A 24,178-nucleotide genomic window follows, 5' to 3' on the forward strand; every position below is an offset into this window, starting at 1 on the left:
CGCATAACTTTGTGTGTCCGGCGCCGAACCGGCCTTAACCGGACGCGCTTTCATGGGCACAAGGGAAGCCTTCCCCTTTCCGGCCGTATGGATATTCGATGAAAAGAGCCCGGCGCGCCCGCATCGTCGCGACCTTGGGACCCGCCAGCCGGGCGCCCGGCACGGTCAAGGCCCTGGCCCAGGCCGGGGTCGACGTGTTCCGCCTGAACTTCAGCCACGGCTCGCACGAGGATCACGCGGCGGCGCTGAAGGCGGTGCGCGGGGCGGAGCTGGCGCTGAAGCGGCCGCTGGGCGTGCTGGCCGACCTGCAGGGGCCGAAGCTGCGGCTGGGCAAGTTCAAAGACGTCGAGATCGAGGTCGGGCCAGGGCACCAGATGCGCTTCGACCTGGACCCGACGCCGGGGGACGCGACGCGGGTGCAGATGCCGCATCCGGAGATATTCAGGGCATTGCGCACCGGCATGCTGCTGCTGCTCGACGACGGCCGGGTGCGGCTGCGGGTCGGCGAGCGCACCGACGAATGGGCCGATGTGACGGTCGAGAGCGGCTCCAAGCTGTCGGACCGCAAGGGCGTGGCGGTGCCCGAAGCGGTGGTGCCGGTCTCGGCGCTGACGCCCAAGGACCGCGAGGACCTGGCCTTCGCCCTGCGCATCGGCGTCGACTGGGTGGCGCTGAGCTTCGTGCAGAAGGCCGAGGACATGGCCGAGCTGAAGCAGATCGTGAAGGGGCGGGCGGCCTGCCTGGCCAAGATCGAGAAGCCGCAGGCGCTGAACGAACTGGAGAGCATCCTCGACTATTGCGATGGGGTGATGGTGGCGCGCGGAGACCTGGGCGTCGAACTGGACCCGGAAGAGGTGCCGGTGGCGCAGAAGCGGATCATCCGCGCCGCCCGCCAGCGCGGCGTGCCGGTGATCGTGGCGACCCAGATGCTGGAATCCATGACGGCCTCGCCGGCCCCGACGCGGGCCGAGGCCTCCGACGTCGCGAACGCCGTTTATGAGGGCGCCGACGCCCTGATGCTGTCGGCCGAGACGGCGTCGGGCGACTATCCGCTCGAGTCGGTCGCCATCATGAACCGGATCATGGAGCGGGTGGAGAACGATCCGCTGTGGCCGGGCCTGATGGACGCCGAGCACGCGGGCATGGACGAGCATGACGTCGACGCCCTGGTCGCCGCGGCCCGGAAGGCCGGGGAGGCGCAGTCGACGGCCTGCGTGGTGGTGTTCACCACCCTCGGCGGCACGGCGCGGCGGATGTCGCGCGAACGGCCGCTGCAGACCGTGCTGGCGCTGACGCCCAAGCCGGAAACGGCGCGGCGGCTGGCGCTGGTCTGGGGGCTGGAGCCGCGGTTGAGCCGGGAGCCGGCCTCGCTGGAGGAGGTCACCGACGACGCGGTCGAGAAGGCGGTCGAGTTCGGTCTGGCGGAGCCGGGGCAGCGGCTGCTGATCCTCGCCGGGACGCCGTTCGGCGCGCCGGGGGCTGCGAATCTGCTGCGACTGGCGCATGTTCCGATGAAGGGGCGCGGCCGCACGGGCTGACCCCGCGAAGGTCGGCATGATCAAATACATCGGCTCCAAGCGCGCGCTGCTGGCGGAGATCGTCCGGGCGATCTCGGGCGTGCTGCCCGACGGCGGGACGGTGTGCGACCTGTTCTCGGGGTCGGCGCGCGTCGGCCATGCGCTGAAGAAGCAGGGCTTCCGGGTCTGGTCCAACGACCACAACGCCTACGCCCATGTGCTGGCCACCGCCTATGTGCAGGCCGACAGGGAGCGGTGGCTGGAGAAGGCGGAAGCCGTGCTGGCGGAGCTGCGGGCGGTGACGCCAGAGGCAGGCTGGTTCACGAAGACCTTCTGCGAGGACGCCCGCTATTTCACGCCGGAAAACGGGGCGCGCATCGACGCCATGCGCGACCGGATCGCGGCCATGGCGCTGGAGCCGGAGCTGGAGGCCATCGCGCTCGTGAGCCTGATGGAGGCGGCGGACCGGGTCGATTCCACCGCCGGTCTGCAGATGGCCTATATGAAGTCCTGGGCCAGCCGGGCGCTGAAGCCGCTGGAGCTGCGCATGCCGGATGTGCTGCCCGGCGTGGCGGCGGGACCGTGCCGGGCGACCCGGGCCGATGCGGTCGAACTGGCCCCGTCGGTCGAGGTCGATCTCGTCTATCTGGATCCGCCCTACAACCAGCATTCCTACCTCGGGAACTACCATTGCTGGGAGAGCTTGGTGCTGTGGGACAAGCCCGAGACCTACGGCGTGGCCAACAAGCGGATCGACGTCCGGACCCGCAAGAGCGCTTTCAACAGCCGGCCGGGCATCGCCCCGGCCCTGCAGGCGGTGATCGAGGGGGTGAAGGCGCCGAACCTGATCGTGTCCTTCAACGACGAGGGCTATCTGGGGCGGGACCAACTGGTCGGCATGCTGTCCGGCCGGGGCGAGGTGCAGGTCATCGAGATCGCCCGTCCGCGCTACGTCGGAGCGCGCATCGGCATCCACAATCCGAAGGGCGAGAAAGTCGGGGCGGTGGGTCGGCTGCGCAACGTCGAATACCTGTTCGTGGTCAGCGACCGCCGCGTCAATCTCGCCGACGCGGCGTGAGCGCGAGCGTACGGAACGCCCCCGAGTCCGGCTCGTTGTGTCGGGCATGGAACAGATGACGATCACCCCCTCCCGCCGCCTGCAGGCCCATCGCGCCTATGGCCGCTCGGTGGACGCCTTCGAGCCCGTGGCCTGGCGACCGCCGTCGCCCGCGCGCTTCGACACCCGCGTCGCCAATGATGGCGTGTCGGAACCCGAGCCGACGCTGTCGGAGATGGTCGATGGCGTCCCCGGCTGGGTCACTGTCGTGCTCGGCGGCCTCGTCGCGGCCTTGACGGGCGCCTTCCTCGGCGGCGCCCTGCACATCTAGGCCTGTTCGAGCAGGGCCCGGATCGGGGCCCAGCCGCGGCGGTGGGCGGGGCAGGGGCCCAGGTCTTTCAGCGCCTGCTGGTGCACCGGAGCGTTGTAGCCCTTGTGCGAGGCGAAGCCGTAGCCGGGGTATTCGGCGTCCATGGCGATCATCAGCCGGTCGCGCGCCGTCTTGGCGAGGATCGAGGCCGCCGCGATCGACAGGGACAGGCCGTCGCCGCCGACCACGGTCTGCACGTCGCAGGGCAGTTTGAAGCGGTAGTTGCCGTCGACGAGGGCGGCGACGGGCTGCACCGCCATGGCCTCGATGGCGCGGCACATGGCCAGGCCGGTGGCGTGCAGGATGTTGAGTTCGGCGATCTCCTCGACCGAGGCGAAGCCGACGCCCCAGGCGACGGCGCGGGCCTTGATCTCAATCTCGAGGATTTCGCGCCGTTCAGCGGTCAGCACCTTGGAGTCGTCTACGCCCTCGGGCAGATCGGCTTGGTTCAGGATCACCGCGCCCGCCGCGACCGGCCCGGCCCATGGCCCGCGCCCCGCCTCGTCGACGCCGCAGACCGGGCCGCCGCACGACTGGATCAGCACGGTCTCGAGCGCCAGCGTCGGGAAGGCGCGCGCGACCTTCGGCGGCGCCTTGGCGGCGGCCTTGCCCTTGATCGGCTTTTTCGTGGGGGACTTCACCCGGCCGCCATCGCACGAACCTGCCGGTGACGGAAGCACTCGATCCCGTGATCGTTGACCATGCCCACAGCCTGCATGAAGGCATACACAATCACGGGGCCGCAGAAGGTGAAGCCACGCTTCTTCAGCGCCCTTGCCATGGCTTCGGACTCCGGCGTGGCGACAGGGCGGGCGCCGCTGTCGGGCCAGTGGTTCTGGATCGGGGCGCCGCCCACGAAGGACCACAGCCATTCACTGAAGTTTTCGCCGTTCTCCTGCATCTCCAGCCAGATCTTCGCGCCCTTGATGGCGCTGTTGATCTTCGCGCGGGAGCGAATGATGCGGGGGTCGCCGAGGAGACGCTCGATGTCCGGCTCGCCATAGGCCGCGACCTTCACGGGATTGAAGCCGTCGAAGGCGTCACGCATCCCCTCGCGCTTTCGCAGGATGGTGATCCACGCCAGGCCAGCCTGAAAGCCGTCCAGCACCAGCTTCTCCCACAGGGCGCGGGGGTCGTACTCCGGCACGCCCCACTCCTCGTCGTGATAGGCGACGTAGAGCGGATCGGTCCCGCACCAGGCGCAGCGGTGGGCTGAGTCGGTCATCGCTGCAGGCTAGCGCAGGGACCAGACGCCGTCGCGCGAGACGGGCGGCGCCGGTCCGGCGCCGCCCACGGATCGTCAGGTGCGCGGCGTCGGATAGACCCGGTGCGGCTCGGCCGCCGCGGCGGGTTCGACGACGCGACCGTGGTCGTGGTCGCGGCCGTCGCCGCCGATGCCGGCCTTGGTCATCCAGCGGTGGTTGCGGGTCCCGTACATGCCGCCGAGGACCGCGGCGACGGCGCCCAGCAGCATGGTGAGGAAGCCCCACAGCGCCAGGGTGGCCGTGGCGTCGGCGGTCTCGTCGGCCACTTCCTGAGCTTGCGGCGGCAGGATCACCTGACCCTCCACGGCGCCGTTCGGCCCGACCGTGCCGTCGGTGATCACCACTTCACGAGGCGTCGGAGGCTCGCTCGCCTCGCCGCCGGCGATGGCCGCGGCGCCGCCGGCGAGCCCGGAGGCCGTGATCACCAGGGCCAGCAGGAAGGCCACGGCCCAGACGCTGACGCCGTGCAGCCCGCCCCTGTGGTGATCGGAGTATTTCGCCGCCCGGCTGGCCACCACGCCGCCGACGAAGAGGGCGATGGAGTTGGCGATGGCCATCCACATGCCGGCCGCGGCGGTGAAGTCGGAGGCGTCGCCGCCGTCGAGATCGTACGGGTTGAAGGAGGCCGCGCCGAGGGCGATGCCCAGCAGATTGAGCATGGCTCCGACAGCGGCGGCGACAATCGCGCCGGCCAGCACCGCCGGCCATGAGATCAGGTTGTGCGGCGGATGCGCGTGCGTCGGGTAAATTGTGGTGTCGGTCATGGACAGCCCTCGTGGTTGAAGCTCGCCAGCCTCAATGTCGGACGGTCGCGGTTGTTCCGGCCCGCCGTCCGGCGCCGCTCGCCGGAGCGCGGTCGCCGCCTCAGTCGATCTCGGCGAAGGCCCGCACCGGGAAGGTTCCGAACGCCTTGATCTTCGGAGGGGCGGCGGTGAAGCGGAAGCCTTGGTCGGGCAGTCGTTCAAGCCCTCGCATGTGCTCGCAGATGGGGACGCCGGCGCCCAGCAGCAGGGTGTGGGCGGGGCGGGCGCGGGTGCGGGTGTCGTCGATGTTGTGGGAGTCGATGCCGACCAGGGCCGCGCCGGCTTCGACGAGGACGGCGGCGGCGGCTTCGGTGAGGAAGGGGTGGTCCTCGAAATAGGCGTCGGTGCGCCAGTGACGGGCCCAGCCGGTATGGACCAGCACCGCCCGGCCGCGCAGGTCGCGGTCCCGGAAGTGGTCGGCGTCGACGGCCTGCAGGCCCTCCGCCCGAATCACGATCCCGGGGAGCCTGACCAGGCGCTCAAGGCCGAGGTCGCTCAGATCCTCGCCATCGGCATAGCGGTGGAAGGGGCTGTCCAGATAGGTGCCTGTGTTGCCGACCATCTCAAGGCGGCCGATCTGGAATTCCGTGCCGGGGTCGTAGTTGGCGCGTGACGCCTGGCGGCTGAGATGGTCGCAGATCAGCGGGGCGGGCAGGCCCTTGTAGGTGATCATGCCGGCTTCGATGGTGTGGCTGAGGTCGATCAGCGGCACGGGGCGCTCCTGCGGCGGCGGGACCCGGAGCCTAGGCTATCGCCCGCCCGGCGTCTCCTGCAGCGGGCGCGGTGCGGAACCGCTGGTATTCTTGCGATGTTGGGCGTCTAGTTTGCATCTGGTCCAACCTCCGGTCGAACTCTCAACGGAAAAACACCATGGCCAAGCCTCTGACCTGCACCGCCCTGGCCAGCCTCGGCCTCGCCGCCGTCGCCGCCTGTGCGCCGTCCCCGGCGCCGGGCCCGTCCTCCTACGCGGCGGAAGGCGGGCGGCCCTGTTTCGCGGCCTCGGAGGTTCACAATTTCCGCGGCGACGACAGCGGTCCGATCTATGTTCGCGCCCGGGTCTCGGAAGTGTTCGAGCTGGCCACCGCCGGCTGTCCCGGATTCAACTTCGCGAACAGCCTGAACCTGCGGCCCGACGGCGCCTCGGACCAGTTCTGCGTCGGCGACAGCGGCCGCTTCATGCCCTCAGGGGCCGGGACTGCGGGCGTCGTCTGCGCGGTGCGGGTCACTCGCAAGCTGACGCCTGAACAGGTCGCCGCCCTGCCGGACCGTCTGCAGCCCTGAGCGGGTTCAGTCCGACAGCCAGCCCGGCCGCCGCACCGACACAGGCCGACCGTCGACGGTGAGCGGGCCGTCAAGGCGATCCAGGCGCAGCAGGGCCATGGCCGCGCCGTCGAGGCCGCTGAGCACCTCGCCGGCGCGCAGATCGCCGTTCAGCACCTCGGCGCCGAAGGGGGGGGGCGGGCCGTCGAAGACGAGGGGCAGCATGCGGTTCTTGATGCTGCCGCGCCGCTTCATGCGCGAGGTGGTCTCCTGGCCGACGAAGCAGCCCTTCTGGAAGTCGATGCCATTCAGCAGGTCGAAATTGGCCTCGATCGGATAGGTCTTGTCGGCGGGAGCGTCGGCGGCCGGGTCGGGCACGCCGACGGCGAGGCGATGGGTCTGCCAGTCGGTCTCGGCAGCGTTCAGGGAGACCTCGCCGCCGTAGCGGCGGCCGCCCAGCCCCGGCGCACGCGGGTCGGCCGCGAAGCCGTCGGCGGCGTCTGGCCACGAGGCGAAGACGGGGCGCTCGTCGGCCTCGACGGCGATCTGGGCGCGGAGCCTGTACATCGACAGGCGCTGCAGCAGCGCCTCGCGGCGGTCGGCGGCGACGTCGAGCAGGACCCCGTCGGCTTCGCCGATCAGGAACAGGTCGAACAGCAGGCGCCCGGGTGGGGAGAGCAGGGCGCCGAAGCGGAGTTCGCCGTCCGACAGGGTCTCGACGTCCTGGGTCAGCAGGTTGTGGAGGAAGGGCCGGGCGTCGGGACCGGCGACCCGGATCAGGGCGCGGCTTTCGAGGCGGGCGATGCGGCAGGTCATACGGCCTAGATAGGGCGGCGGGCGCTTGTGGGCCACAGCTGTTCGCCACTGCTGGAGCGCGAGAATCCGTATACGGTCCAGTCATGACGGGCCGTTTTCCTATCCTGTACATCGCCGAGGCGGGCGCGCAGGACGCGGTGCTGTCCTCGGGCGTGCTGGCCTATCTGGTGGAAGCCATGCCGCAGGCGCGGTTCACCGTGGTCGGATCGCCCGCCAGCGCGCCGCTGTTCGCCGACACGCCGCGGCTGGACCGGCTGATCGTGTTGGAGAAGGAGAGCCGGCTCGACTGGATCGGCCTGTGGAACCAGGTGCGGGCGACGAACTGGGGACTGGTGGTCGACCTGCGCGGTTCGGCCCTGTCGGGCAAGCTGAAGCGGCAGAAGCGGGCCGTGCGCGGCGAGCGCGAGCCGGGCGTTCACGCGGTCGAGCTGGCGGCGCGGGTGCTGCAGCTGGATGAAATCCCGGCCCCGAAGCTGTTCGTGTCCGAGGCGACGGAGGCCTCCGCGGAGGCGCTGATCCCGGCCGAGGCGGGGCCTTTGCTGGCGGTCGGGCCGGGGGCGGAATGGATGGGGCGGCGCTGGCCGGCCGAACGGTTCGCCAAGGTGGCCTCGACGCTGGTCGGCGAGGGCGGTCCGCTGGAGGGCGGGCGGGTGCTGGTGGTCGGGTCCGAGGCCGACCGCGATGCGGCCCATGTCATCCGCCTGTCGCTGCCGCGCCGCCGCACCCTTGAGCTGCAGGGGCGGCTGAGCCCGCTGCAGGCGGTGGCGGCGATCGGCCGCTGCGCCCTGTATCTGGGCGGAGACTCGCTGTGGACGGACCTGGCGGTGGCGTCGGGCGTGCCGGTGGTGGCGGCCTATGGCCCGTCGGACGAGGTCGAGCGGGGACCGTGGGGCGGGGCAGCCGTGCGCGGGCCGCGCTCGGTGGATGAGTATCGCAAGATCGATCCGCGGCTGGATCAGGCCATCGAGCACATGAACGACCTGCCGGCGGAGCGGGTGCTGAAGGCGGCTCGCAAGGTGCTGGCCGAGCGGGTATAGGGCCGGGCCATGACCCAAACATACGACCTGATCGTCCGCGGCGGCGAGGTGGCCAATCACGCCGGGCGCGGCATGGCCGATGTGGGGGTGATCGATGGCCGGATCGCCTTCATCGGCGACCTGTCGCGGGCCTCGGCGGGCGAGACGGTCGACGCGGCGGGGCTGACGGTCCTGCCCGGCGTGATCGACACCCAGGTCCATTTCCGCGAGCCGGGGCTGGAGTGGAAGGAAGACCTCGAGACCGGCAGCCGGGCCGCCGCCCTGGGCGGGGTGACCGCAGTGTTCGAGATGCCGAACACCGAGCCGGCGACGACGGACCCTGAGGCGCTGGCCGACAAGCTGGCGCGGGCGCGGGACCGGATGTGGACCGATCACGCCTTCTACATCGGCGGGACGCACGAGAATGCGCGGTTCCTGGGCGAGCTGGAGCGGCTGCCGGGGTGCTGCGGGGTCAAGGTGTTCATGGGCGCCTCGACGGGGACCCTGCTGGTCGCCGACGACGACGGGGTGCGCGAGGTGCTGAGCCATGTGAAGCGGCGGGCGACCTTCCATTCCGAGGACGAATACCGGCTGGCCGACCGGCGGCCGCTGGCGCGGGCGGGCGACTGGACCAGCCATCCGGAGGTGCGCGATCCCGAGAGCGCCATCCTCTCGACGCGGCGGCTGGTGCGGCTGGCGCGGGAGACGGGGGCGCGCATCCACGTGCTGCACGTGACCACGGCCGAGGAGGTCGAGTTCCTGGCTGACCACAAGGATGTGGCGACGATGGAGCTGACGCCGCAGCACCTGACGCTGGACGGCGACGAGGCCTATGAGCGGCTGAAGGGTCTGGCGCAGATGAACCCGCCGATCCGCAACAATTATCATATCGCCGGCCTGTGGCGGGGGATCGAGCAGGGCGTGGCGGACGTGCTGGGCTCGGACCACGCGCCGCATACGCTGGCGGAGAAGGCCCGGCCCTATCCGGCCTCGCCGTCGGGCATGCCGGGGGTGCAGACGCTGGTGCCGGTGATGCTGACGCATGTGGCCAATGGACGGCTGAGCCTGGACCGGTTCATCGACCTGACCAGCCATGGGGCCAACCGGGTGTTCGGCATCGCCGGCAAGGGGCGGATGGCCGAGGGCTATGACGCCGACCTGACGCTGGTCGACCTGAAGGCGAAGCGGGTCATCCGGCATGAGGACATGGCCACGCGGGCGGGCTGGACGCCGTTCGACGGCTTCGAGGCGACCGGCTGGCCGATGGCGACCCTCGTGCGCGGCCGGGTGGTGATGCGCGACGGCGACCTGATCGGCAGCGCCCACGGCCGGCCGGTGCGGTTCCAGGAGACGCTGGCCTGACGGGAACCGGATGACTCCTGCCGGATTCTCTTTTCACGGAAGGAGTTACGCCATGAGCAAACGCGAACTGATCGAGCCGAATCCCGGCGACAAGCGCTACGCCCGCCGCGACGACGAGGGCCGGTTCACTGAGATGGTCGATGTCGGCAAGTCGTCGGCGCAGGACCAGAAGCGGCAGGCCAAGTCGGACGCCGGCAAGGGCCAGGGCGACCGCGGCGACCGCCGCCACTAGCGCCTTTCGAGAATGAAGCCGGCGACGTCGTCGACTACGCCCGGCGCCAGCGGCAGGTTCGGGTCCCGGTAGGTCGCGGCGTTGGCGGCGCGGTCGGCGGGCGCGATCTTGAGCAGGTGGTTGACGCCTTCCCAAATGGTCAGCCGGGCATCCGGCCGCGCCGCGGCCAGGGCGCGGGCGTCGGTCAGGCCAACCTGGATGTCGGTCGTGCCCTGGCCGATCATCACCGGACCGTCGTAGGCCGCGACCAGCGCCGCCGGATCGAGCGGCAGCCATGAGATCATGTAGGGCTGGACCGATGGCCGGAACAGCGCGGCCAGCTGGGGCGGTACTTCCGCAACGGGACGGCCGGCCTCGAGCTCGGCGAGGATGGTCATGGCCTGGCCGAGGAAGGGTTCAGGCGCGCCGGCCAGCTGTTCGCGCAGCACGGCGCCGATCGGCCGGCCGGCGCCGGAGAGCAGAACCAGACCGCAGATGGAGTCGTCGGCCCGGGAGGCGGCGGTCAGGGCGACGAGGGCCCCTTCGCTGTGCCCGATCAGCCAGGCGCAGGGCTGGCCGGTCAGGCGGGCGGTCTCGGCGGCCCAGGCGCGGGCGTCATCGGCGTAATCGGTGAACTCGAGTTCGGCTTCAGAGATCAGGGATGAGGCGCTGGCGGCGACGCCGCGCTTGTCGGTCCGGACGGTCGCGACGCCGTGGGCGGCGAGGCCCTCGGCCAGCAGGCGATAGCTGGAGGCGGAGACCCCGAGCGGGCTGTTGCCGTCGCGGTCCGTAGGGCCGGAGCCGGCGATGATCAGGGCGGCGGCGCGGGTCTCGCCCTCGGGGACCAGCAGGCTTCCCTGCAGGGGCGCGGGCTCGGACGCCAGCGACACCGGCGAGGACGTGGGACCGGCGGCGAGGGCGGCGGCGAGGATCAGGCTGAGCATGGCGGTCTCCTTGGAGGCGAAGGGTTCAGAAGGGCTGGCGGTCGGGATCCGTGCGCCAGACGCGCCAGCTCTCGATGACCGAGAGGAGGGCGGCGACGAGGACGGCGCCGACCAGGACCTGGTAGCCGAGCGGCTGGGGCGCGACCGGGGCGGCGGCGAGGCCGACGAGGCCGATCAGGAAGAACAGCCGGCCGGCGAGGCGGTTGGAACGGTCCCAGGCGAGGCGGCTCTTGTAGGACCAGGGGGTGCGCACGCCGGCGATCGGATTGGGCCCGACGCGGCCGAGCACGGCCCCGATAAGCAGGAACAGGGCGGCGAGGGCGGCCATGGGGACGGCGGCGCCCAGGGAGGTCAGGCCGCTGAGGCTGGCCACCCCGAAGAACAGGGTCAGGCCGAAGAAGCTCAGCAGGATCAGCACCTGGCCGAAGCGCAGGGCCCGGGCGCGGGCGGGGTCCCCCGCCCGGCCGGCGGCGGCGCCCATGCCGCCGGCGAGGACGCCGGTGAGCAGGCCGAGGCCGACGACGCCGGCGCCGATCGCCTCGCGCCCGGCCCAGGCGTCGGCCTCGCCGTCGGGGCCGAAATGGTAGGGCATCACTTCCAGCGGGCCGGCGAGGAAGACGGCGGCGCCGGCGGCGACGATGATCAGGGTGACCGCGACGGTGGCGCGGTCGGCGGCGGACAGGGTCATCGGGGGTCCTCCTTGTCGGGATCGGGGGCGCGGGCGCCGGTCATGGAGAGCAGGAAGGCGAGGGCCTCCTCGACGGCGGAAATCTCGAGCCGGTAGCGGATCGAGGCGCCGTCGCGCTCGGGCGAGACCAAGCCGGCTTCCTTCAGGGCGTTGAGATGGCCGGTGATGGTCGGCCAGCTCATGTCGAAGGCGGCGGCGATGTCGCCCGACGCCATCGGTCCCTTGCGCAGCATCTCGATGATGCGGCGCCGGACCGGATGCGACAGGGCCTTGAACAGAGTGTTCATAGGGAGAAGCCTAATTAGGAAGACGGCTAATAGCAAGAAGTTTCGGACGGGGCGGTTTCTACCCGGGTGTTATTCGAAAAAATCGGGTCCGAAGCGTCCGAAGCGTCCGAAGCGTCCGAAGCGTCCGAAGCGTCCGAAGCGTCCGTAGCGTCCGAAGCGTCCGTAGCGTCCGATCCGTCTGTAGCCCCGGTCGAGTTCAGGCCGTGGTGCGGGCCGGGGCGGGATTGGATTGTCAAAGACCGGGGCGGGGACTCGCCGACAGTATGCGCCCGCGATCTGATGCGGCGGGAAGACGGGATCGGGAATCGGCGATGTCGTTGATGTGGCGTGAGATTGTCGGCCGAACCCGACTATGGATTCGCCGATTGTCAGCACAGCGTCATGGGTGAGAGCCGAGGTTCATCACGAAGGATACAAAGAAGAGGGCGCGAAGGACACGACGGGGCCGGAGGGTCAGCGGCTCCCCGGCGGGGAAGCGCCGTCGGAGGGAAGGCGGGCAAGGGCCCGCGGAACGAGGCGGCCGGGCTCGGTCCCTTCGTGTCCCTTGTGCTTTCTTCGGGGTCCTGGTGATGAACCAGCCGGCCGCAGGATATGCGGGCGGGATCATTGCGGAGGGGCGCGCGGCGTGTGAGCCTGGGCGAACGCCGTTCCCGGCGATCCATGACAGGACGACCATGCGCAGCACCCTGATCCCCTCGGCCGTCGCGCTGGCGCTGGCCGCCTGCTCCGCGCCCGCCGCGAGGACCGAGGCGCCCGAGGTCGCCGCCGCCCCGGCCGCGGTGACGCCGGAGGCCTTCGTGCGCTCGCTGTACGAGGACGGGGGGCCGGGGACCGGGGCGGAAAGCTATGAGGCGCTGCCGGTGTGGTCGGCGCGCACGAGGCGCCTGATGGCCGAGGCCGCGCGGCTGACGCCGGCCGATGAAATCGGCTTCTTCGACGCCCAGCCGTTCTGCGACTGCCAGGACGGCACGCCGGTGCTGCAGTCGGTGACCGCGGTCGCCGCCGGCGAGGGTCGCGCCGACGTCGCCGTCGTGCAGGGGTTCGCCGAGCCGGGCAACGACGTGCATCGCAAGACCTACAATCTGGTGCTCGAAGGCGGCCAGTGGCGCATCGACGACCAGCACTATGAGTCGATGGGCGAGTTCCCGTACGAGCCGATGGTGGAGCGGCTGAACGGCTGGATCGCGGAGGCGCGGGCGCGGGGGTAGACGGCGTTGGAAGGCCGCTTTCGGCCCATTGCGGAGTTTCGGGCCGTGACGGATGCTGCGCCCTCCGCCGATCGGGGAGAAGCCTGATGAAGATTGTTGGCGTCGTGCTCGGCGTGGCCGCGGGCCTCTTCACGGCGTTCCTGCTCGGAACCCCCATGATCGAGCTCTTTCTGGGCGACTGCTTTTGGGAACAGGGGTGCGAGCCACACGAAGGTCTCAAGTTCACCGGAGCCGTTCTGGCGACCTGCCTGGCGGGATTGTTCGCGGGATGGGGCGTCGCCGCCTTGTTCAACAAACTGGTAGCGAAACCTCGACAGCGTCAGGTCGGCTAACCACCCTTGGGTGACGGTCGGCTTCCGACACCTTGCGGAAGTCGTTAGGTCCATCCAGGCTCGCCTCGAGAGCGGGCGGAGCAATCGTCGTGAAGCGCACGGGATGGGCGGCATTGGGAGCAGTATTCGTCGCTGCCTGTGCGACAACGGACGCCGGGCTCGATCCCGTCCTCTATGAAGCCCAGGGCGACGGGTGGGAGTTGCGCATCACCACGGATTCCGTCCGTCTCCGCGAGCGCGTGGGGCGCGAAACCCTCGAGTACAATGGTTCGACGCCGGCCCTGCTTTCGGAAGGCGCCGACCTGCGGATTGAGGGAGAATTGCTCCGCCTGTACGTCATCGCCGGGCTCGTAGAGGAAGACACCCGTCGGTATGCCGTGGAAATCGCAGCACGCGCCTGCCGTGACCCGAGTGGGCGGCTGTGGCCCACGACCGTCAGGTTGAACTTCTTCTCTGAATACGCCCCGACCGCCTGCGACGAGGGAACAACCCCAGGTCCCCTTGGAATGACCGCCCCGCCTTTCCACTGCGGCGGGTTCGCCGTAACACTGCTCTTTTGACACGGGGGGCGGCATGGGCGACGACAACTTACGGACGACGTCGCCCCGCCTCCGGCGCTGGAAGGCGCTAGTGCTCGTTTTGGCCGCCTTGGTGGGCGCGCACAGCACGATGTTCGGGCTAGGGGCGCTGCCAATCAACACCGGCCTCAGTTACGGCTCCGTAGGGGACAACATCAAGCTGGATGACACGGCCCCGCCCGGATACGTCCGCGTGGTCAAGGCCGCGCCCGACCGCCCACTGCACACTGCGGGCGTCCGCGTCGGAGATGCCATTCGGTTCGACCGTCCTGGCGACCTTCGACGCGGAGCCTTCCGAAGCGAAGAACTGCTCGGACTATCGATCGTCAGGGAGGGTCGGACCATCCGCGCGGTCATGCGGTTGCCCCCCTCCACGACATCGTTGTGGAGCGCCCAAGTCCTCGCGAACGCCTTGCTTGGGCTCTTCATGGTCTTGGCCGGTGCTTTGATAGCGACCCGCGCGCGGCAGGCGTCCGGCGTGCTGCTCGGCGCCGCCATGGTGACGATGGGGATGCCCGGATCCTTCCCCTATGAGTGGGAAAACTTGCTGGAGCCATTGTTCCCGATCAGCCTGGTCTGGTCGCTGATCATGATGCTGGCTCCCGCCGGCATGCTCGCCTTCGCCCTGGTCCAGCGCGCCAACGTCACCGGACGTGCCGTGAAAGCCCCTTGGCGGATCATATTCGCCCTCTACTTGGCGGCCCACGCGGGGGTTTGGCTTGCGGAGGTCTACACAGCGCACGCCTTCCGCGACGTCCCCGTCCTCGGGCACCTGGCGTCGCTGGTCCTTCTTTACTGGGTCGGTCCGATCGTCGCCTGCGGTCTGCTCATCAAGGCGGCTTCCGAAACAACCGCCCAGGACCGCACCCGCTTCGGCTTCTTGGCGGCGGCGCTCGGCCTCTATTTCTTCGGAAAGTTCTTCATCGGGCTCTTCATTAATATGACTGGCAACGATTTTTCGCTGGGGAATCCTGTCGCGGCCCTGGGCTTGGCGGCCTCGGCAGCAGGCGTCGGGATCTTCCTCTATGCCATGTTGCGCCATCGGGTCGTGGACCTGGGCTTCGCGGTGAACCGCACCCTGATCTACGGCGTCCTGTCGACCACCCTGCTGCTCGCCTTCTTTTTCCTGGAGTGGGGCGCGGAGCAAATCGTCCCGGCGGAGATGCGCGAGGCCAACATCCTGATGAGCGCGGGGATCGCCTTCGGCCTGTTCCTCGTCTTCCACAGGGTGCGCGACTGGGTCGAGAAGGGCGTGGAGACCCTGTTTTTCCGCTCATGGCGCGACAATGATGCCCGGCTCGGCCGCTTCCTCAAGGACGCCGCCTTTGTGACCCGCGCCGACGCCCTCACGCAGACCGCGCTCGCGGAATTCACACGATACACGGGCGGCGCCCTGGTCGGTGTCTACGCTGTGGCCGACGATGGATCCGCCCGCCTCCAGGCAGGCCATGACCTGCCCTCGCGCGTCGAGCCGGACCATTCCGTGATGGTGCGGCTGAGAGCCGATCGCGAGATCCTCCACGACGACCTGCCTGAGAGGCTCGGCGCCGCTCTGGTCCTGCCAATGATCCTGCGGACCGAAATCCGCGGCTTCGTGCTCATTGGCGCCAAACCGTCCGGCGAGGATTACCGACCGGACGAGCGCGAAGCCTTGGCAGGCGCGGCGCAACGCATCGGCATGGATCTCCACGCCCTTGAGATCGACCGTCTTGAGGCCGAGCTCAGGCGTCTGAAGAGTCCCCGTCCTCTTCGGGCCGGATCGCGCCAAGTTGCGGCGTCCTGAAACCCGCCGGCCGGCACTTCGGCATATTCCGGAACGACCGCATTCCACCCGTTGCAGCCCTACACAGTGTCCGTTCCGCCGCTTTCAGCCGCGCCGTCATCCCCCGACTTGATCCGCGGATCAGAGGGAGGGGCGGGCTGGGCGTCGGTGACGGCCCAGTGAGCGTGACCGTGGGACGCTCGACGGAGCACCGGATAGTCTGATCCTCGGGTCAAGCCCGAGGATGACGGGGTTGGGTTGCGGCCGCCTTCAGATCGAGAAGCTGACGCCACAGCCGCAGCTGGAGGCGGCGTTGGGGTTGCGGACGACGAACTGGGCGCCGGCAAGGTCGTCGACGAAGGCGATCTCGGAGTTCTTGAGGAAGGGGAGGGAGACGGGGTCGACGAGGGCGGCCTGGCCGTCGGCCTCGATGCGGATGTCGTCGGGCTCGGCGGCCTCGACCAGTTCGAAACGGTACTGGAAGCCGGAGCAGCCGCCGCCGTCGACGGCGACGCGGAGCAGGACGGGACGGCCCTCGGCCTGGGCCAGTTTGGCCAGGCGGCGGGCGGCGGTTTCGGACAGGCTGAGGCCATGGCCGCCGGTGGCCGGCGATATCTGAAAGGCGGGGGCGGATTGGACGCTGCTCACGGGGCTCTATATGAGGCGCGGACGGGCGATCGCAAAGGCCCGGCGAGCGAATGAGCAACCGACCTTGGTCCCCGAACGCGCGCCCTACGCCGAATACCCCGAGCACAGCCGCGGCCGGCTGACGCCCGAGCCGATCAGCCGCACGCGCAACGCCTACGCCCGCGACCGCGACCGGATCATCCATGCCACAGCCTTCCGCCGGCTGAAGGAGAAGACCCAGGTCTTCGTGGCCCACGAGGGCGACCACTACCGCACCCGGCTGACGCATTCGCTGGAGGTGGCGCAGATCGCGCGGTCGCTGGCGCATGCGCTGCGACTGGATACGGACCTGGCCGAGACGGTGGCGCTGGCGCACGACCTGGGGCATCCGCCGTTCGGCCACTCGGGCGAGGACGAGCTGCAGGCGCGGATGGAGCCGTGGGGCGGCTTCGACCACAACGTCCAGACCTTCCGCGTGGTGACCAAGCTGGAGCATCGCTATCCCCAGTTCGAGGGCCTCAACCTGAGCTGGGAGACGGTTGAGGGGGTGGTCAAGCACAACGGCCCGGTGTCGCACCGGCTGGACGAGCCGGCGTGGAAGGCGATCGCCGACTACGCCCCGAACTGGGACCTGCGGCTGGACAGCTTCGCCTCGCTGGAGGCGCAGGCGGCGGCGCTGGCGGACGACATCGCCTACAACAACCACGACGTCGACGACGGGGTGCAGGCGGGGCTGTTCACCCTGGAGGACCTGGCCGAGGTGCCGCTGATCGGGCCGGTGCTGCACGGGGTGCGCAAGGACTGGCCGGACATCGATGAGCGGATGATCCGCATCGAGGCGGTGCGGCGCATGATCGGGGCGATGGTCGAGGACGTGCTGGCCGAGACGGAGACGCGGATCGAGGGGGCGAACGTGCGCTCGACCGAGGACGTGCGGATGGCGGGGCGGCCGCTGGTCGGCTTTTCGCACGGCATGCTGGCCGATCTGGGGGTGCTGCGGAAATTCCTCTTCGAGCGGATGTACCGCCACTACCGGGTCAACCGGACGCGCAGCCAGGCGCGGCGGCTGCTGGGCGAGATGTTCGAGCTGTTCATGGCCGATCCGGGCACCCTGCCGCCGGAATGGTCGGGCAAGGCGGGGACGTCGGACGAGGCGCGGCGGGCGCGGGCGGTGTGCGACTACATCGCCGGCATGACCGACCGCTATGCGATCGAGGAGCACAGGAAGCTGTTCAGCCTCGATCTGGCGCTGGATCTGTAGTCCCGGCCTGAAAAAGGACTCGGACCGGGATAGAGTGACGGGTCCGCGCGACGATTCGCGCGGCACGACGGAAGGCGCGGCCATGTCCCACGAAGATCCCTATCGTCCGAACCAGGGCCGCGACCGGGGCGCCTATACGCCGCCGACCGACGACGACCTGCCGTTCAACCGCCAGGGCTACGACCCGCGGCGGGGCGGCGGCGGCGGCGGCGGGGGCGGCAAGGCTCCGCCGATGACGCTGATCATCTCGGCGGTGGTGCTGCTGGTGCTGATCATCGCCGTGGTGGTCTATTACCGGGCCGGGCCGCGCTCGTCCAACGATGCGCCGCCCGCCGTCGGCACGCCGGTGGGGCCGATGAAGGCCGAGGCGCCGATCGACGCCCAGCCGGTCGATCCGACCGCCGGCATCGACGTTTACGCCGCCGAGGAGACGACGCCCGCGGCCCCCACCTTCATTCCGCCGCCGGAAGCCGTCCGGCCGCGGCCGGCGCCGGCCCCGACCGAGGCCGCCCCGGCCCCCGCCCCGGCCCGGCCGACGCCGACGACCCCGCCGCCGGCCAAGGCCGAGCCGACGCCGGCGCCGACCGGCGGAACCTCCGGGGTGCAGATCGGCGCCTTCTCGACGCCCAACCTGGCCGAACGGGAATACAACGCCGTGGTCGGCCGCTATCCGGCCCTGACCGAGGGCGCCAGCCGGCGGGTGCAGGAGGTGACGGCCTCGAACGGCTCGACCGTCTATCGCACCACCGTCACCGGCCTGAGCCGGGAGCGCGCGACCGGCCTGTGCAACGCCATCAAGGCCGCGGGCGGGGACTGCATCGTCCGGTGACGCGTTCGGCGGCGATCTACGGCTGCAGCGGGCATCGGCTGACGGAGGCGGAGAAGGCCTTCTTCGCCGAGGTCCGGCCGTGGGGCTTCATCGTCTTTCGCCGCAATGTCGACAGCCCCGAGCAGATGCGGGCGCTGACCGACGAGATGCGCGACTGCGTCGGCGACGCGGAGGCGCCGGTGCTGGTCGACCAGGAGGGCGGCCGGGTGCAGCGGATGGGGCCGCCGCACTGGCCGAAATATCCGCCGGCCGAGGCTTTTCTGAAAGCGGCCGGCGATCCGCTGGCGGCGCGGGAGCTGGTCCGGCTGGGGGCGCGGCTGATGGCGCATGACCTGAAGGCGGCGGGGATCACCGTCGACTGCGCCCCGGTGCTGGACGTGCCCGTGCCCGGCGCTCACGACATCATCGGCGACCGGGCCTATGCGCGGGACCCGGAGACGGTGGCGATGCTGGGCCGGGCCGCGGCGGAGGGGCTGCTGGCCGGCGGGGTGCTGCCGGTGATCAAACACATGCCGGGGCACGGCCGCGCCTTCGCCGACAGTCACCACGACCTGCCGGTGGTGCACGCCGACCTGAAGACGCTGGACGGCTGGGATTTCGCGCCGTTCCGGGCCCTGTCGGACATGCCGCTGGCGATGACCGCGCATGTGGTGTTCGACGCGGTGGACCCGAAACGGCCGGCGACGACCTCGAGGAAGGCCGTGAAGCTGATGCGCGAGGGGCTGGGTTTCGGCGGGCTGATCCTGACCGACGACCTGTCGATGAAGGCGCTGTCGGGGAGCCTGGGCGAGCGGGCCGAGGCGGCGCTGGCGGCGGGCTGCGACGTGGTCCTGCACTGCAACGGCGACCTGGACGAGATGCGGTCGGTGGCCGAGGGCGTCGGCAAGCTGAAGGGCGAGGCGGCCAAGCGGGCCGCGGCGGCGCTGGCGCGGATCGTCCGCGAGCCGGAGCCGTTCGATCCGTTTGCGGCGCGCGACCGGTTCGACGCGCTGATGGCGGGCAAGCTGGAGGCGGCGCGAGGGCCGGACGTCGGGGAGGCGCAGGCGTGACGGACGCCTTCCAGCCCAACCTGGACTTCGCGGCGGCGGATCAGGCCGACGAGCGCGAGGCGTTCGTGGTCGATCTGGAGGGGTACGAGGGGCCGCTGCACGTCCTGCTGGCGCTGGCGCGGACGCAGAAGGTCGATCTGCTGAAGCTGTCGATCACGAAGCTGGCGGAACAGTATCTGGCCTTCGTGCACGAGGCGCGGCGGCGGAATTTCTCGCTGGCGGCCGACTATCTCGTGATGGCGTCGTGGCTGGCCTATCTGAAGTCTCGCCTGCTGCTGCCCCGTACGGACAAGAAGGGCGAGGAAATGCCGGCCGAGGAGATGGCCGCGGCGCTGGCGTTCCGGCTGCAGAAGCTGGAGGCGATGAGGAAGGCGGTCGAGGCGATCACGGCGCGGCCGCGGCTGAAGCGGGACGTGTTCACGCGCGGCGACCCCGAGGCGCTGGTCATCATCCCGTCGGACCGGATCGACGCCAGCCTGTACGAGCTGATGGCGGCCTATGTGACGCAGCGGCGGCGCGAGGAGCAGCGCCACTACAATCCCGGCCAGCGCGTCGAGGCCTTCGGGCTGGAGGCGGCGCGGGACTGGCTGCGGGACATCCTGCCCCGGCTGGAGGAGTGGACGCCGCTGGAGCGGGTGGCGCCGGAGAAGCACGGGGCCGAGGGGCCGTCGCAGGCCAGCTTCACCGCCTCGACGCTGTCGGCCAGCCTGGAGCTGGTCAAGGAGGGGGCCATGGATGTGAAACAGGCCGAGGCCTTTGCGGAGCTGTATCTGAAGCGGCGCGGGGTGGGGCAGGTGCTGGAGCTGGTGCCGTGATGGGCTTTTCGCCTCTTTTCCGTCCGTCATCCTCGGGCTTGACCCGAGGATCAGAGGCGACTCCGGGCTGTGCGTCAGGGGCGGCCCCGGGACCGCGCGGGCAGTCCCGCCGCCGCGCACCGGATGGTCTGATCCTCGGGTCAAGCCCGAGGATGACGGTTGGGGGGGAGGGGAATTAGATGGTTCAGTTCGCCCCTGACGAAAACGAGATCGAGCGCCGGGTCGAGGCGCTGCTGTTCGCGGCGGCGGGACCGCTGTCGGCGGCGGAGATCGCGCGGCGGCTGCCCGAGGGGGCGGACGTGGGCGGGGCCATCTCGGCGCTGCGCGAGCGGTATCAGGGGCGGGGGGTGGAGCTGGAGTGCGTGGCGGACCGCTGGCGGTTCAGGACCGCGCCGGACCTCAGCTTCATGATGACCGAGGAGCGCGAGGAGCCGCGGCGGTTGTCGAAGGCGGCGCTCGAGACCCTGGCCATCATCGCCTACCACCAGCCGTGCACCCGCGCCGAGATCGAGAGCGTGCGGGGCGTCAGCCTGTCGAAGGGGACGCTGGACCTGCTGCTGGAGATGGGGTTCGTGCGGCTGAAGGGCCGGCGGCGGACGCCGGGGCGGCCGGTGACCTATGCGACGGCGGACAAATTCCTGGAGCATTTCAGCCTGTCGAGCCTGTACGACCTGCCGGGCGTGCAGGAAATGAAGGCGGCGGGGCTGCTGGACCTGTCGATCCCGGTCGGGTTCGAGGTGCCCGATCCGTCACGAGCGAGCGACGACGATGATGCGCCCCTGCTGCCGGGCGAGGAGGACTCGCCGGAGTTCGCGCAGGATTTCGTGGCGGAGGACTGAGCTTCCGGCCGGACCCCTCCACCCCTTCGGGGTCCCCCTCCCCATCGCTTCGCGACAGGGAGGAGACAACCGCCTCGCTAGGTCTCCTCTCCGCGAAGTGGGGAGGGGGACCGCGAAGCGGTGGAGGGGTGTCGCAATCGCTCCGAAGCCTTGCTAAGCCGCTGCGATGATCGCTCGCCTTCGTCCCGTCCCGTTCAATCTCGGCCCCGTGCATTTCGTGGGCATCGGCGGCATCGGCATGAGCGGGATCGCCGAGATCATGCTCAAGATCGGCTATTCGGTGCAGGGCTCGGACGCCAAGGCGTCGGCCAATACCGAGCGGCTGGAGAAGCTGGGCGCGAAGATCTTCATCGGCCATGACGCGGCGCATGTCGGCGATTCCGTGTCGGCGGTGGTCTATTCGACGGCGGTGAAGGCGGGCAATCCGGAGCTGGTGGTGGCGCGCGAGCGGCGCATCCCGCTGGTGCGCCGGGCCGAGATGCTGGCCGAGCTGATGCGGCTGCAGTTCTCGATCGGGGTCGGGGGGACGCACGGCAAGACCACGACGACCTCGATGGTCGCGGCCCTGCTGGACCAGGCGGGGCTGGACCCAACGGTGGTCAACGGCGGCATCATCAACGCCTACGGGACCAACGCCAAGGTCGGCGACGGCGACTGGATCGTGGTCGAGGCCGACGAGAGCGACGGCAGCTTCCTGCGCCTGAAATGCACCGTGGCGATCATCACCAACATCGATCCGGAGCACCTGGATCACTACGGCGACTTCGACGCGCTGCGGAAGGCGTTCGTCGACTTCATCGAGGACATTCCGTTCTACGGCTTCGGCGTCGTCTGCCTCGACCATCCCGAGGTGCAGCGGCTGGTGGCGTCGATCGACAATCGCCGGCTGGTCACCTACGGCCTCAACCCGCAGGCCATGGTGCGGGCCGAGAACTGCGACATGCAACCGGACGGGGCGCGTTTCGACGTGGTCATCCAGGGGCAGGGACTGGCGGCGCTGGACGAGCCGACGCGGATCACCGGCCTGCACCTGCCGATGGCGGGCTGGCACAACGTCTCCAATGCGCTCGCCGCCATCGCGGTGGCGCGCGAGCTGGACGTCTCGGACGAGGCGATCAGGGCGGGGCTGGCCGGGTTCGGCGGGGTTCGGCGGCGCTTCACCACCACGGGCGTGGTCGGCGGCGTGCGCATCGTCGATGACTACGGGCATCATCCCGTCGAGATCGCGGCGGTGCTGAAGGCGGCGCGGCAGGTGGCGCACACCAGCGAGGGCGGGGGCCGGGTCATCGCCGTGGTCCAGCCGCACCGCTATACCCGGCTGCGCGACCTGATGGAGGACTTCTCGACCTGCTTCTCGGACGCCGACGCGGTGATCGTGGCCGACGTTTATCCGGCCGGCGAGACGCCGATCGAGGGCGTCGACAAGGAGGCTCTGGTCGAGGGCATCCGGAGGTTCGGACACCGCTCGGTGCAGCCGCTGGACGGGGTGGAGGCGCTGCCGGGCCTGATCGCGGCCGAGGTGAAGCCGGGGGATCTGGTGGTGTGCCTCGGCGCCGGCGACATCACCCAGTGGGCCTATGCGCTGCCGGGCCAGCTGGAGGGGCGTGCCTGACGAAGACTTGTCCGTCGATCGGATGGGTATATACTCCACCTATATCCTAATATCACGAGGGGATATCGTGGCGCTTTATGTGAAGGATCCCGAGATCGATCGGATGGCCGAGCGTCTGAGTCGGCTGAGCCGGGTCAGCAAGACCGAGGCGGTGCGGCGGGCGCTTCGGCGGGAGTTGGAGCACGTGGAGGGTCCCTCCGAGTTCGTAGAACGGGTTCTGGCCTTTACGACGGACTTGAGCACGCGCGCCGGGCCGGATCGCGGCGTCGTGGACAAGGCGTGGATCGACAGCCTTTACGAGTGAGGACAGATGTTTGCTGACGCCTCCGCGCTGACCGCGATTCTGCTGAAGGAGCCGGACGAGGCCAGTCTGGTGGCGCGCATGCAGGCGCATACGCTTCGGGTGACATCGCCTTTGGCCGTGTGGGAGACCGTCATGGCGGTCAGCCGCGGCCTCGGTCTCTCCATCGCGGCAGCCGAGGCCGCCGTCGAAAACCTGCTGAAAATAACGCAGATCGAAGTTCGTCCCGTGCTGCCTGAGGTTCGCCATGTGGCCGTGGAGGCCCACGCCCGTTTCGGCAAAGGTCGTCATCCGGCCGCGTTGAACTTCGGCGACTGCTTCGCCTATGGCTGCGCCCGCCACGCCCGCGTCCCGCTCCTCTACAAGGGCGAGGACTTCTCCCGCACTGACATCGAAGCCGCATGACCGCCACTGACTTCCCCGCCGTCCGCGGCAAGCTCCTTCGCGACGAGCCGCTGGGACCGTTCACCTGGTTCCGGGTGGGGGGCAAGGCGGATGCGCTGTTCATCCCGGCCGACCCGGAGGACCTCGCGGATTTCCTGAAGGCGCTGGACCCGACCACGCCCGTGACGGTGCTGGGCGTGGGCTCGAACGTCATCGTGCGCGACGGCGGCGTCGAGGGGGTGGTGATCCGACTGGCGGGGCGGCCGTTCGCGGGGATCTCGGCTGAGGGTGAGACGATCACCGCCGGGGCGGGGGCGCTGGACTCGATGGTGGCCAGGGCGTCGGCGAAGGCCGGGCTGGCGGGGCTGGAGTTCTACGCCGGCATTCCCGGCACCATCGGCGGGGCGCTGACCATGAACGCCGGCTGCTACGGCGCCGAGACGAAGGACGTGCTGATTTCGGCCTGGGGGCTGACGCGGGCGGGGGAGCGGGTCGACTATTCGCTGGCCGACTTCGGCTACACCTACCGCCACTCGCAGGCGCCGGCGGACATCATCTGGATCGAGGCGACCTATCGCGGAACGCCGGACGATCCGGAAGCCGTGTCCGGGCGGATTGCGGAGATCACCTCGCGCCGGGAGCAGACCCAGCCGATCCGTGAGAAGACCGGCGGCTCGACCTTCAAGAACCCGCCGGGGCATTCGTCGTGGAAGCTGGTGGACGAGGCCGGCTGGCGCGGGCGTCTGTTCAAGGCCACCGGCGGCGGGGCGAAGTTCAGCGAGCTGCATTCCAACTTCATGATCAACCCGGGCGAAGCAACGGCCGCCGATATCGAGGGGCTGGGCGAGGCGGTGCGGGCGGACGTGCTGGCGAAGACCGGTGTGCAGCTCGACTGGGAGATCAAGCGGATCGGGCGGCCGGGCTGAGGCTTTTTGCACGTCGGGACCCGATTGGTTGACGGGCTGTTAAGGACGGCTGTCGCATT

The 24,178-nt window shown here is 70.0% G+C and carries 29 protein-coding genes; 20 read left to right on the forward strand and 9 right to left on the reverse strand.

From position 1 onward, the window contains the following. The first annotated feature begins 98 nt into the window (after positions 1–98). Genes pyk through VEA98_RS13405 form a run of 3 tightly spaced genes read left to right on the forward strand, consistent with a single transcriptional unit; the run spans position 99 to position 2,905 of the window. Positions 99–1,538 (forward strand): pyruvate kinase, encoded by a 1,440-nt coding sequence (gene pyk / locus VEA98_RS13395; RefSeq protein ID WP_324815369.1) that lies wholly within the window; start codon positions 99–101, stop codon positions 1,536–1,538. A 16-nt stretch (positions 1,539–1,554) separates the two neighbouring features. Continuing rightward, on the forward strand, positions 1,555–2,595 hold the full coding sequence (locus VEA98_RS13400) for a DNA adenine methylase (protein ID WP_324815371.1): 1,041 nt from the start codon (positions 1,555–1,557) through the stop codon (positions 2,593–2,595). A gap of 46 nt (positions 2,596–2,641) precedes the next feature. Further along, entirely contained in the window at positions 2,642–2,905 is a 264-nt protein-coding gene (locus VEA98_RS13405; RefSeq protein ID WP_324815373.1) for a hypothetical protein, read from the forward strand. Here VEA98_RS13405 and VEA98_RS13410 read toward each other — a convergent pair. The 4 genes from VEA98_RS13410 to VEA98_RS13425 form a co-directional block, all read right to left on the reverse strand. Further along, on the reverse strand, positions 2,902–3,504 hold the full coding sequence (locus tag VEA98_RS13410) for a ribonuclease HII (RefSeq protein WP_324815547.1): 603 nt from the start codon (positions 3,502–3,504) through the stop codon (positions 2,902–2,904). The genes VEA98_RS13405 and VEA98_RS13410 overlap by 4 nt on opposite strands. Before the next feature lie 77 nt (positions 3,505–3,581). Continuing rightward, the gene (locus tag VEA98_RS13415) at positions 3,582–4,169 is read right to left on the reverse strand and encodes a DNA-3-methyladenine glycosylase I (RefSeq protein ID WP_324815375.1); all 588 of its coding nucleotides are present in this window, start codon (positions 4,167–4,169) and stop codon (positions 3,582–3,584) included. A 75-nt stretch (positions 4,170–4,244) separates the two neighbouring features. Further along, entirely contained in the window at positions 4,245–4,973 is a 729-nt protein-coding gene (locus VEA98_RS13420) for a hypothetical protein (RefSeq protein WP_324815378.1), read from the reverse strand. Between the two features lie 100 nt (positions 4,974–5,073). After that, a complete protein-coding gene (locus VEA98_RS13425; RefSeq protein ID WP_324815380.1) occupies positions 5,074–5,724 on the reverse strand; it encodes a cyclase family protein in 651 nt (216 codons plus the stop codon). 158 nt (positions 5,725–5,882) lie between these two features. Here VEA98_RS13425 and VEA98_RS13430 point away from each other — a divergent pair, with 158 nt between their 5' ends. After that, entirely contained in the window at positions 5,883–6,293 is a 411-nt protein-coding gene (locus VEA98_RS13430; RefSeq protein WP_324815382.1) for a DUF6491 family protein, read from the forward strand. Positions 6,294–6,299: 6 nt separating this feature from the next. Here the strand turns inward: VEA98_RS13430 and VEA98_RS13435 are convergent, their stop codons facing one another. Further along, on the reverse strand, positions 6,300–7,088 hold the full coding sequence (locus tag VEA98_RS13435) for a folate-binding protein (protein ID WP_324815384.1): 789 nt from the start codon (positions 7,086–7,088) through the stop codon (positions 6,300–6,302). Between the two features lie 83 nt (positions 7,089–7,171). Between VEA98_RS13435 and VEA98_RS13440 the strand changes: the two genes are divergently transcribed. The 3 genes from VEA98_RS13440 to VEA98_RS13450 are packed head-to-tail and all read left to right on the forward strand — an operon-like array spanning position 7,172 to position 9,698. After that, positions 7,172–8,125, forward strand: coding sequence for a glycosyltransferase family 9 protein (locus tag VEA98_RS13440; protein ID WP_324815386.1), 954 nt, complete (start codon positions 7,172–7,174; stop codon positions 8,123–8,125). Positions 8,126–8,134: 9 nt separating this feature from the next. After that, positions 8,135–9,466, forward strand: a complete 1,332-nt coding sequence (locus tag VEA98_RS13445; protein ID WP_324815389.1) for a dihydroorotase — start codon at positions 8,135–8,137, stop codon at positions 9,464–9,466. Positions 9,467–9,518: 52 nt separating this feature from the next. Then, the gene (locus VEA98_RS13450; RefSeq protein ID WP_324815392.1) at positions 9,519–9,698 is read left to right on the forward strand and encodes a hypothetical protein; all 180 of its coding nucleotides are present in this window, start codon (positions 9,519–9,521) and stop codon (positions 9,696–9,698) included. On the opposite strand, the gene VEA98_RS13455 is transcribed toward VEA98_RS13450, so the two are convergent. The 3 genes from VEA98_RS13455 to VEA98_RS13465 are packed head-to-tail and all read right to left on the reverse strand — an operon-like array spanning position 9,695 to position 11,596. Next, positions 9,695–10,621 (reverse strand): alpha/beta hydrolase, encoded by a 927-nt coding sequence (locus tag VEA98_RS13455; RefSeq protein WP_324815394.1) that lies wholly within the window; start codon positions 10,619–10,621, stop codon positions 9,695–9,697. The genes VEA98_RS13450 and VEA98_RS13455 overlap by 4 nt on opposite strands. Before the next feature lie 25 nt (positions 10,622–10,646). Beyond that, a complete protein-coding gene (locus VEA98_RS13460; RefSeq protein WP_324815397.1) occupies positions 10,647–11,309 on the reverse strand; it encodes an SdpI family protein in 663 nt (220 codons plus the stop codon). Further along, positions 11,306–11,596 carry a metalloregulator ArsR/SmtB family transcription factor gene (locus tag VEA98_RS13465; RefSeq protein WP_324815399.1) on the reverse strand — a complete coding sequence of 97 codons (291 nt, stop codon included), beginning with the start codon at positions 11,594–11,596 and terminating at the stop codon, positions 11,306–11,308. Before VEA98_RS13465 ends, VEA98_RS13460 begins: the two co-directional genes overlap by 4 nt. 674 nt (positions 11,597–12,270) lie before the next feature. On the opposite strand from VEA98_RS13465, the gene VEA98_RS13470 reads away from it, so the two are divergent. The 4 genes from VEA98_RS13470 to VEA98_RS13485 all read left to right on the forward strand — a co-directional run bounded on the left by VEA98_RS13470 (position 12,271) and on the right by VEA98_RS13485 (position 15,497). After that, positions 12,271–12,804 (forward strand): DUF3828 domain-containing protein, encoded by a 534-nt coding sequence (locus VEA98_RS13470; RefSeq protein WP_324815400.1) that lies wholly within the window; start codon positions 12,271–12,273, stop codon positions 12,802–12,804. Positions 12,805–12,890: 86 nt separating this feature from the next. Continuing rightward, a complete protein-coding gene (locus VEA98_RS13475) occupies positions 12,891–13,136 on the forward strand; it encodes a hypothetical protein (RefSeq protein WP_324815403.1) in 246 nt (81 codons plus the stop codon). An 89-nt stretch (positions 13,137–13,225) separates the two neighbouring features. Continuing rightward, positions 13,226–13,696, forward strand: a complete 471-nt coding sequence (locus tag VEA98_RS13480) for a hypothetical protein (protein WP_324815407.1) — start codon at positions 13,226–13,228, stop codon at positions 13,694–13,696. A gap of 13 nt (positions 13,697–13,709) precedes the next feature. Beyond that, complete coding sequence (locus VEA98_RS13485; RefSeq protein ID WP_324815409.1) at positions 13,710–15,497, forward strand: hypothetical protein; 1,788 nt, start codon at positions 13,710–13,712, stop codon at positions 15,495–15,497. A 249-nt stretch (positions 15,498–15,746) separates the two neighbouring features. On the opposite strand, the gene erpA is transcribed toward VEA98_RS13485, so the two are convergent. Further along, positions 15,747–16,124 (reverse strand): iron-sulfur cluster insertion protein ErpA, encoded by a 378-nt coding sequence (gene erpA / locus VEA98_RS13490; RefSeq protein WP_324815412.1) that lies wholly within the window; start codon positions 16,122–16,124, stop codon positions 15,747–15,749. A 10-nt stretch (positions 16,125–16,134) separates the two neighbouring features. On the opposite strand from erpA, the gene VEA98_RS13495 reads away from it, so the two are divergent. From VEA98_RS13495 to murB, 9 genes are all read left to right on the forward strand, one after another. Beyond that, positions 16,135–17,364: a deoxyguanosinetriphosphate triphosphohydrolase gene (locus VEA98_RS13495; RefSeq protein ID WP_324815414.1), complete on the forward strand. Its 1,230-nt coding sequence runs from the start codon at positions 16,135–16,137 to the stop codon at positions 17,362–17,364. A gap of 82 nt (positions 17,365–17,446) precedes the next feature. After that, a complete protein-coding gene (locus VEA98_RS13500; protein WP_324815417.1) occupies positions 17,447–18,193 on the forward strand; it encodes an SPOR domain-containing protein in 747 nt (248 codons plus the stop codon). After that, positions 18,190–19,242: a beta-N-acetylhexosaminidase gene (gene nagZ / locus VEA98_RS13505; RefSeq protein ID WP_324815420.1), complete on the forward strand. Its 1,053-nt coding sequence runs from the start codon at positions 18,190–18,192 to the stop codon at positions 19,240–19,242. The genes VEA98_RS13500 and nagZ overlap by 4 nt, the downstream gene beginning before the upstream one ends. Beyond that, positions 19,239–20,057, forward strand: coding sequence for a ScpA family protein (locus tag VEA98_RS13510; RefSeq protein ID WP_324815423.1), 819 nt, complete (start codon positions 19,239–19,241; stop codon positions 20,055–20,057). Before nagZ ends, VEA98_RS13510 begins: the two co-directional genes overlap by 4 nt. A gap of 179 nt (positions 20,058–20,236) precedes the next feature. Then, a complete protein-coding gene (gene scpB, locus VEA98_RS13515) occupies positions 20,237–20,896 on the forward strand; it encodes an SMC-Scp complex subunit ScpB (RefSeq protein ID WP_324794492.1) in 660 nt (219 codons plus the stop codon). 166 nt (positions 20,897–21,062) lie between these two features. Then, positions 21,063–22,508, forward strand: coding sequence for a UDP-N-acetylmuramate--L-alanine ligase (gene murC, locus VEA98_RS13520; protein WP_324815426.1), 1,446 nt, complete (start codon positions 21,063–21,065; stop codon positions 22,506–22,508). Between the two features lie 67 nt (positions 22,509–22,575). Next, positions 22,576–22,812 carry a type II toxin-antitoxin system VapB family antitoxin gene (locus VEA98_RS13525; protein WP_324815428.1) on the forward strand — a complete coding sequence of 79 codons (237 nt, stop codon included), beginning with the start codon at positions 22,576–22,578 and terminating at the stop codon, positions 22,810–22,812. 6 nt (positions 22,813–22,818) lie between these two features. Further along, positions 22,819–23,214, forward strand: coding sequence for a type II toxin-antitoxin system VapC family toxin (locus VEA98_RS13530; protein ID WP_324815430.1), 396 nt, complete (start codon positions 22,819–22,821; stop codon positions 23,212–23,214). Then, a complete protein-coding gene (gene murB, locus VEA98_RS13535) occupies positions 23,211–24,119 on the forward strand; it encodes a UDP-N-acetylmuramate dehydrogenase (RefSeq protein ID WP_324815432.1) in 909 nt (302 codons plus the stop codon). Before VEA98_RS13530 ends, murB begins: the two co-directional genes overlap by 4 nt. The last annotated feature ends 59 nt before the right edge of the window (positions 24,120–24,178 follow it).

Source organism: Brevundimonas sp. (genome assembly GCF_035627055.1).
Lineage (GTDB): Bacteria > Pseudomonadota > Alphaproteobacteria > Caulobacterales > Caulobacteraceae > Brevundimonas.

Coding starts and splice junctions, on each gene's coding strand:
- pyk (WP_324815369.1), top strand. CDS start 99: ATGAAAAGAGCCCGGCGCGCCCGCATCGTCGCGACCTTGGGACCCGCC.
- VEA98_RS13400 (WP_324815371.1), top strand. CDS start 1,555: ATGATCAAATACATCGGCTCCAAGCGCGCGCTGCTGGCGGAGATCGTC.
- VEA98_RS13405 (WP_324815373.1), top strand. CDS start 2,642: ATGGAACAGATGACGATCACCCCCTCCCGCCGCCTGCAGGCCCATCGC.
- VEA98_RS13415 (WP_324815375.1), bottom strand. CDS start 4,169: ATGACCGACTCAGCCCACCGCTGCGCCTGGTGCGGGACCGATCCGCTC.
- VEA98_RS13420 (WP_324815378.1), bottom strand. CDS start 4,973: ATGACCGACACCACAATTTACCCGACGCACGCGCATCCGCCGCACAAC.
- VEA98_RS13430 (WP_324815382.1), top strand. CDS start 5,883: ATGGCCAAGCCTCTGACCTGCACCGCCCTGGCCAGCCTCGGCCTCGCC.
- VEA98_RS13435 (WP_324815384.1), bottom strand. CDS start 7,088: ATGACCTGCCGCATCGCCCGCCTCGAAAGCCGCGCCCTGATCCGGGTC.
- VEA98_RS13440 (WP_324815386.1), top strand. CDS start 7,172: ATGACGGGCCGTTTTCCTATCCTGTACATCGCCGAGGCGGGCGCGCAG.
- VEA98_RS13445 (WP_324815389.1), top strand. CDS start 8,135: ATGACCCAAACATACGACCTGATCGTCCGCGGCGGCGAGGTGGCCAAT.
- VEA98_RS13450 (WP_324815392.1), top strand. CDS start 9,519: ATGAGCAAACGCGAACTGATCGAGCCGAATCCCGGCGACAAGCGCTAC.
- VEA98_RS13455 (WP_324815394.1), bottom strand. CDS start 10,621: ATGCTCAGCCTGATCCTCGCCGCCGCCCTCGCCGCCGGTCCCACGTCC.
- VEA98_RS13460 (WP_324815397.1), bottom strand. CDS start 11,309: ATGACCCTGTCCGCCGCCGACCGCGCCACCGTCGCGGTCACCCTGATC.
- VEA98_RS13465 (WP_324815399.1), bottom strand. CDS start 11,596: ATGAACACTCTGTTCAAGGCCCTGTCGCATCCGGTCCGGCGCCGCATC.
- VEA98_RS13470 (WP_324815400.1), top strand. CDS start 12,271: ATGCGCAGCACCCTGATCCCCTCGGCCGTCGCGCTGGCGCTGGCCGCC.
- VEA98_RS13475 (WP_324815403.1), top strand. CDS start 12,891: ATGAAGATTGTTGGCGTCGTGCTCGGCGTGGCCGCGGGCCTCTTCACG.
- VEA98_RS13485 (WP_324815409.1), top strand. CDS start 13,710: ATGGGCGACGACAACTTACGGACGACGTCGCCCCGCCTCCGGCGCTGG.
- VEA98_RS13495 (WP_324815414.1), top strand. CDS start 16,135: ATGAGGCGCGGACGGGCGATCGCAAAGGCCCGGCGAGCGAATGAGCAA.
- VEA98_RS13500 (WP_324815417.1), top strand. CDS start 17,447: ATGTCCCACGAAGATCCCTATCGTCCGAACCAGGGCCGCGACCGGGGC.
- scpB (WP_324794492.1), top strand. CDS start 20,237: ATGGTTCAGTTCGCCCCTGACGAAAACGAGATCGAGCGCCGGGTCGAG.
- murC (WP_324815426.1), top strand. CDS start 21,063: ATGATCGCTCGCCTTCGTCCCGTCCCGTTCAATCTCGGCCCCGTGCAT.
- VEA98_RS13530 (WP_324815430.1), top strand. CDS start 22,819: ATGTTTGCTGACGCCTCCGCGCTGACCGCGATTCTGCTGAAGGAGCCG.
- murB (WP_324815432.1), top strand. CDS start 23,211: ATGACCGCCACTGACTTCCCCGCCGTCCGCGGCAAGCTCCTTCGCGAC.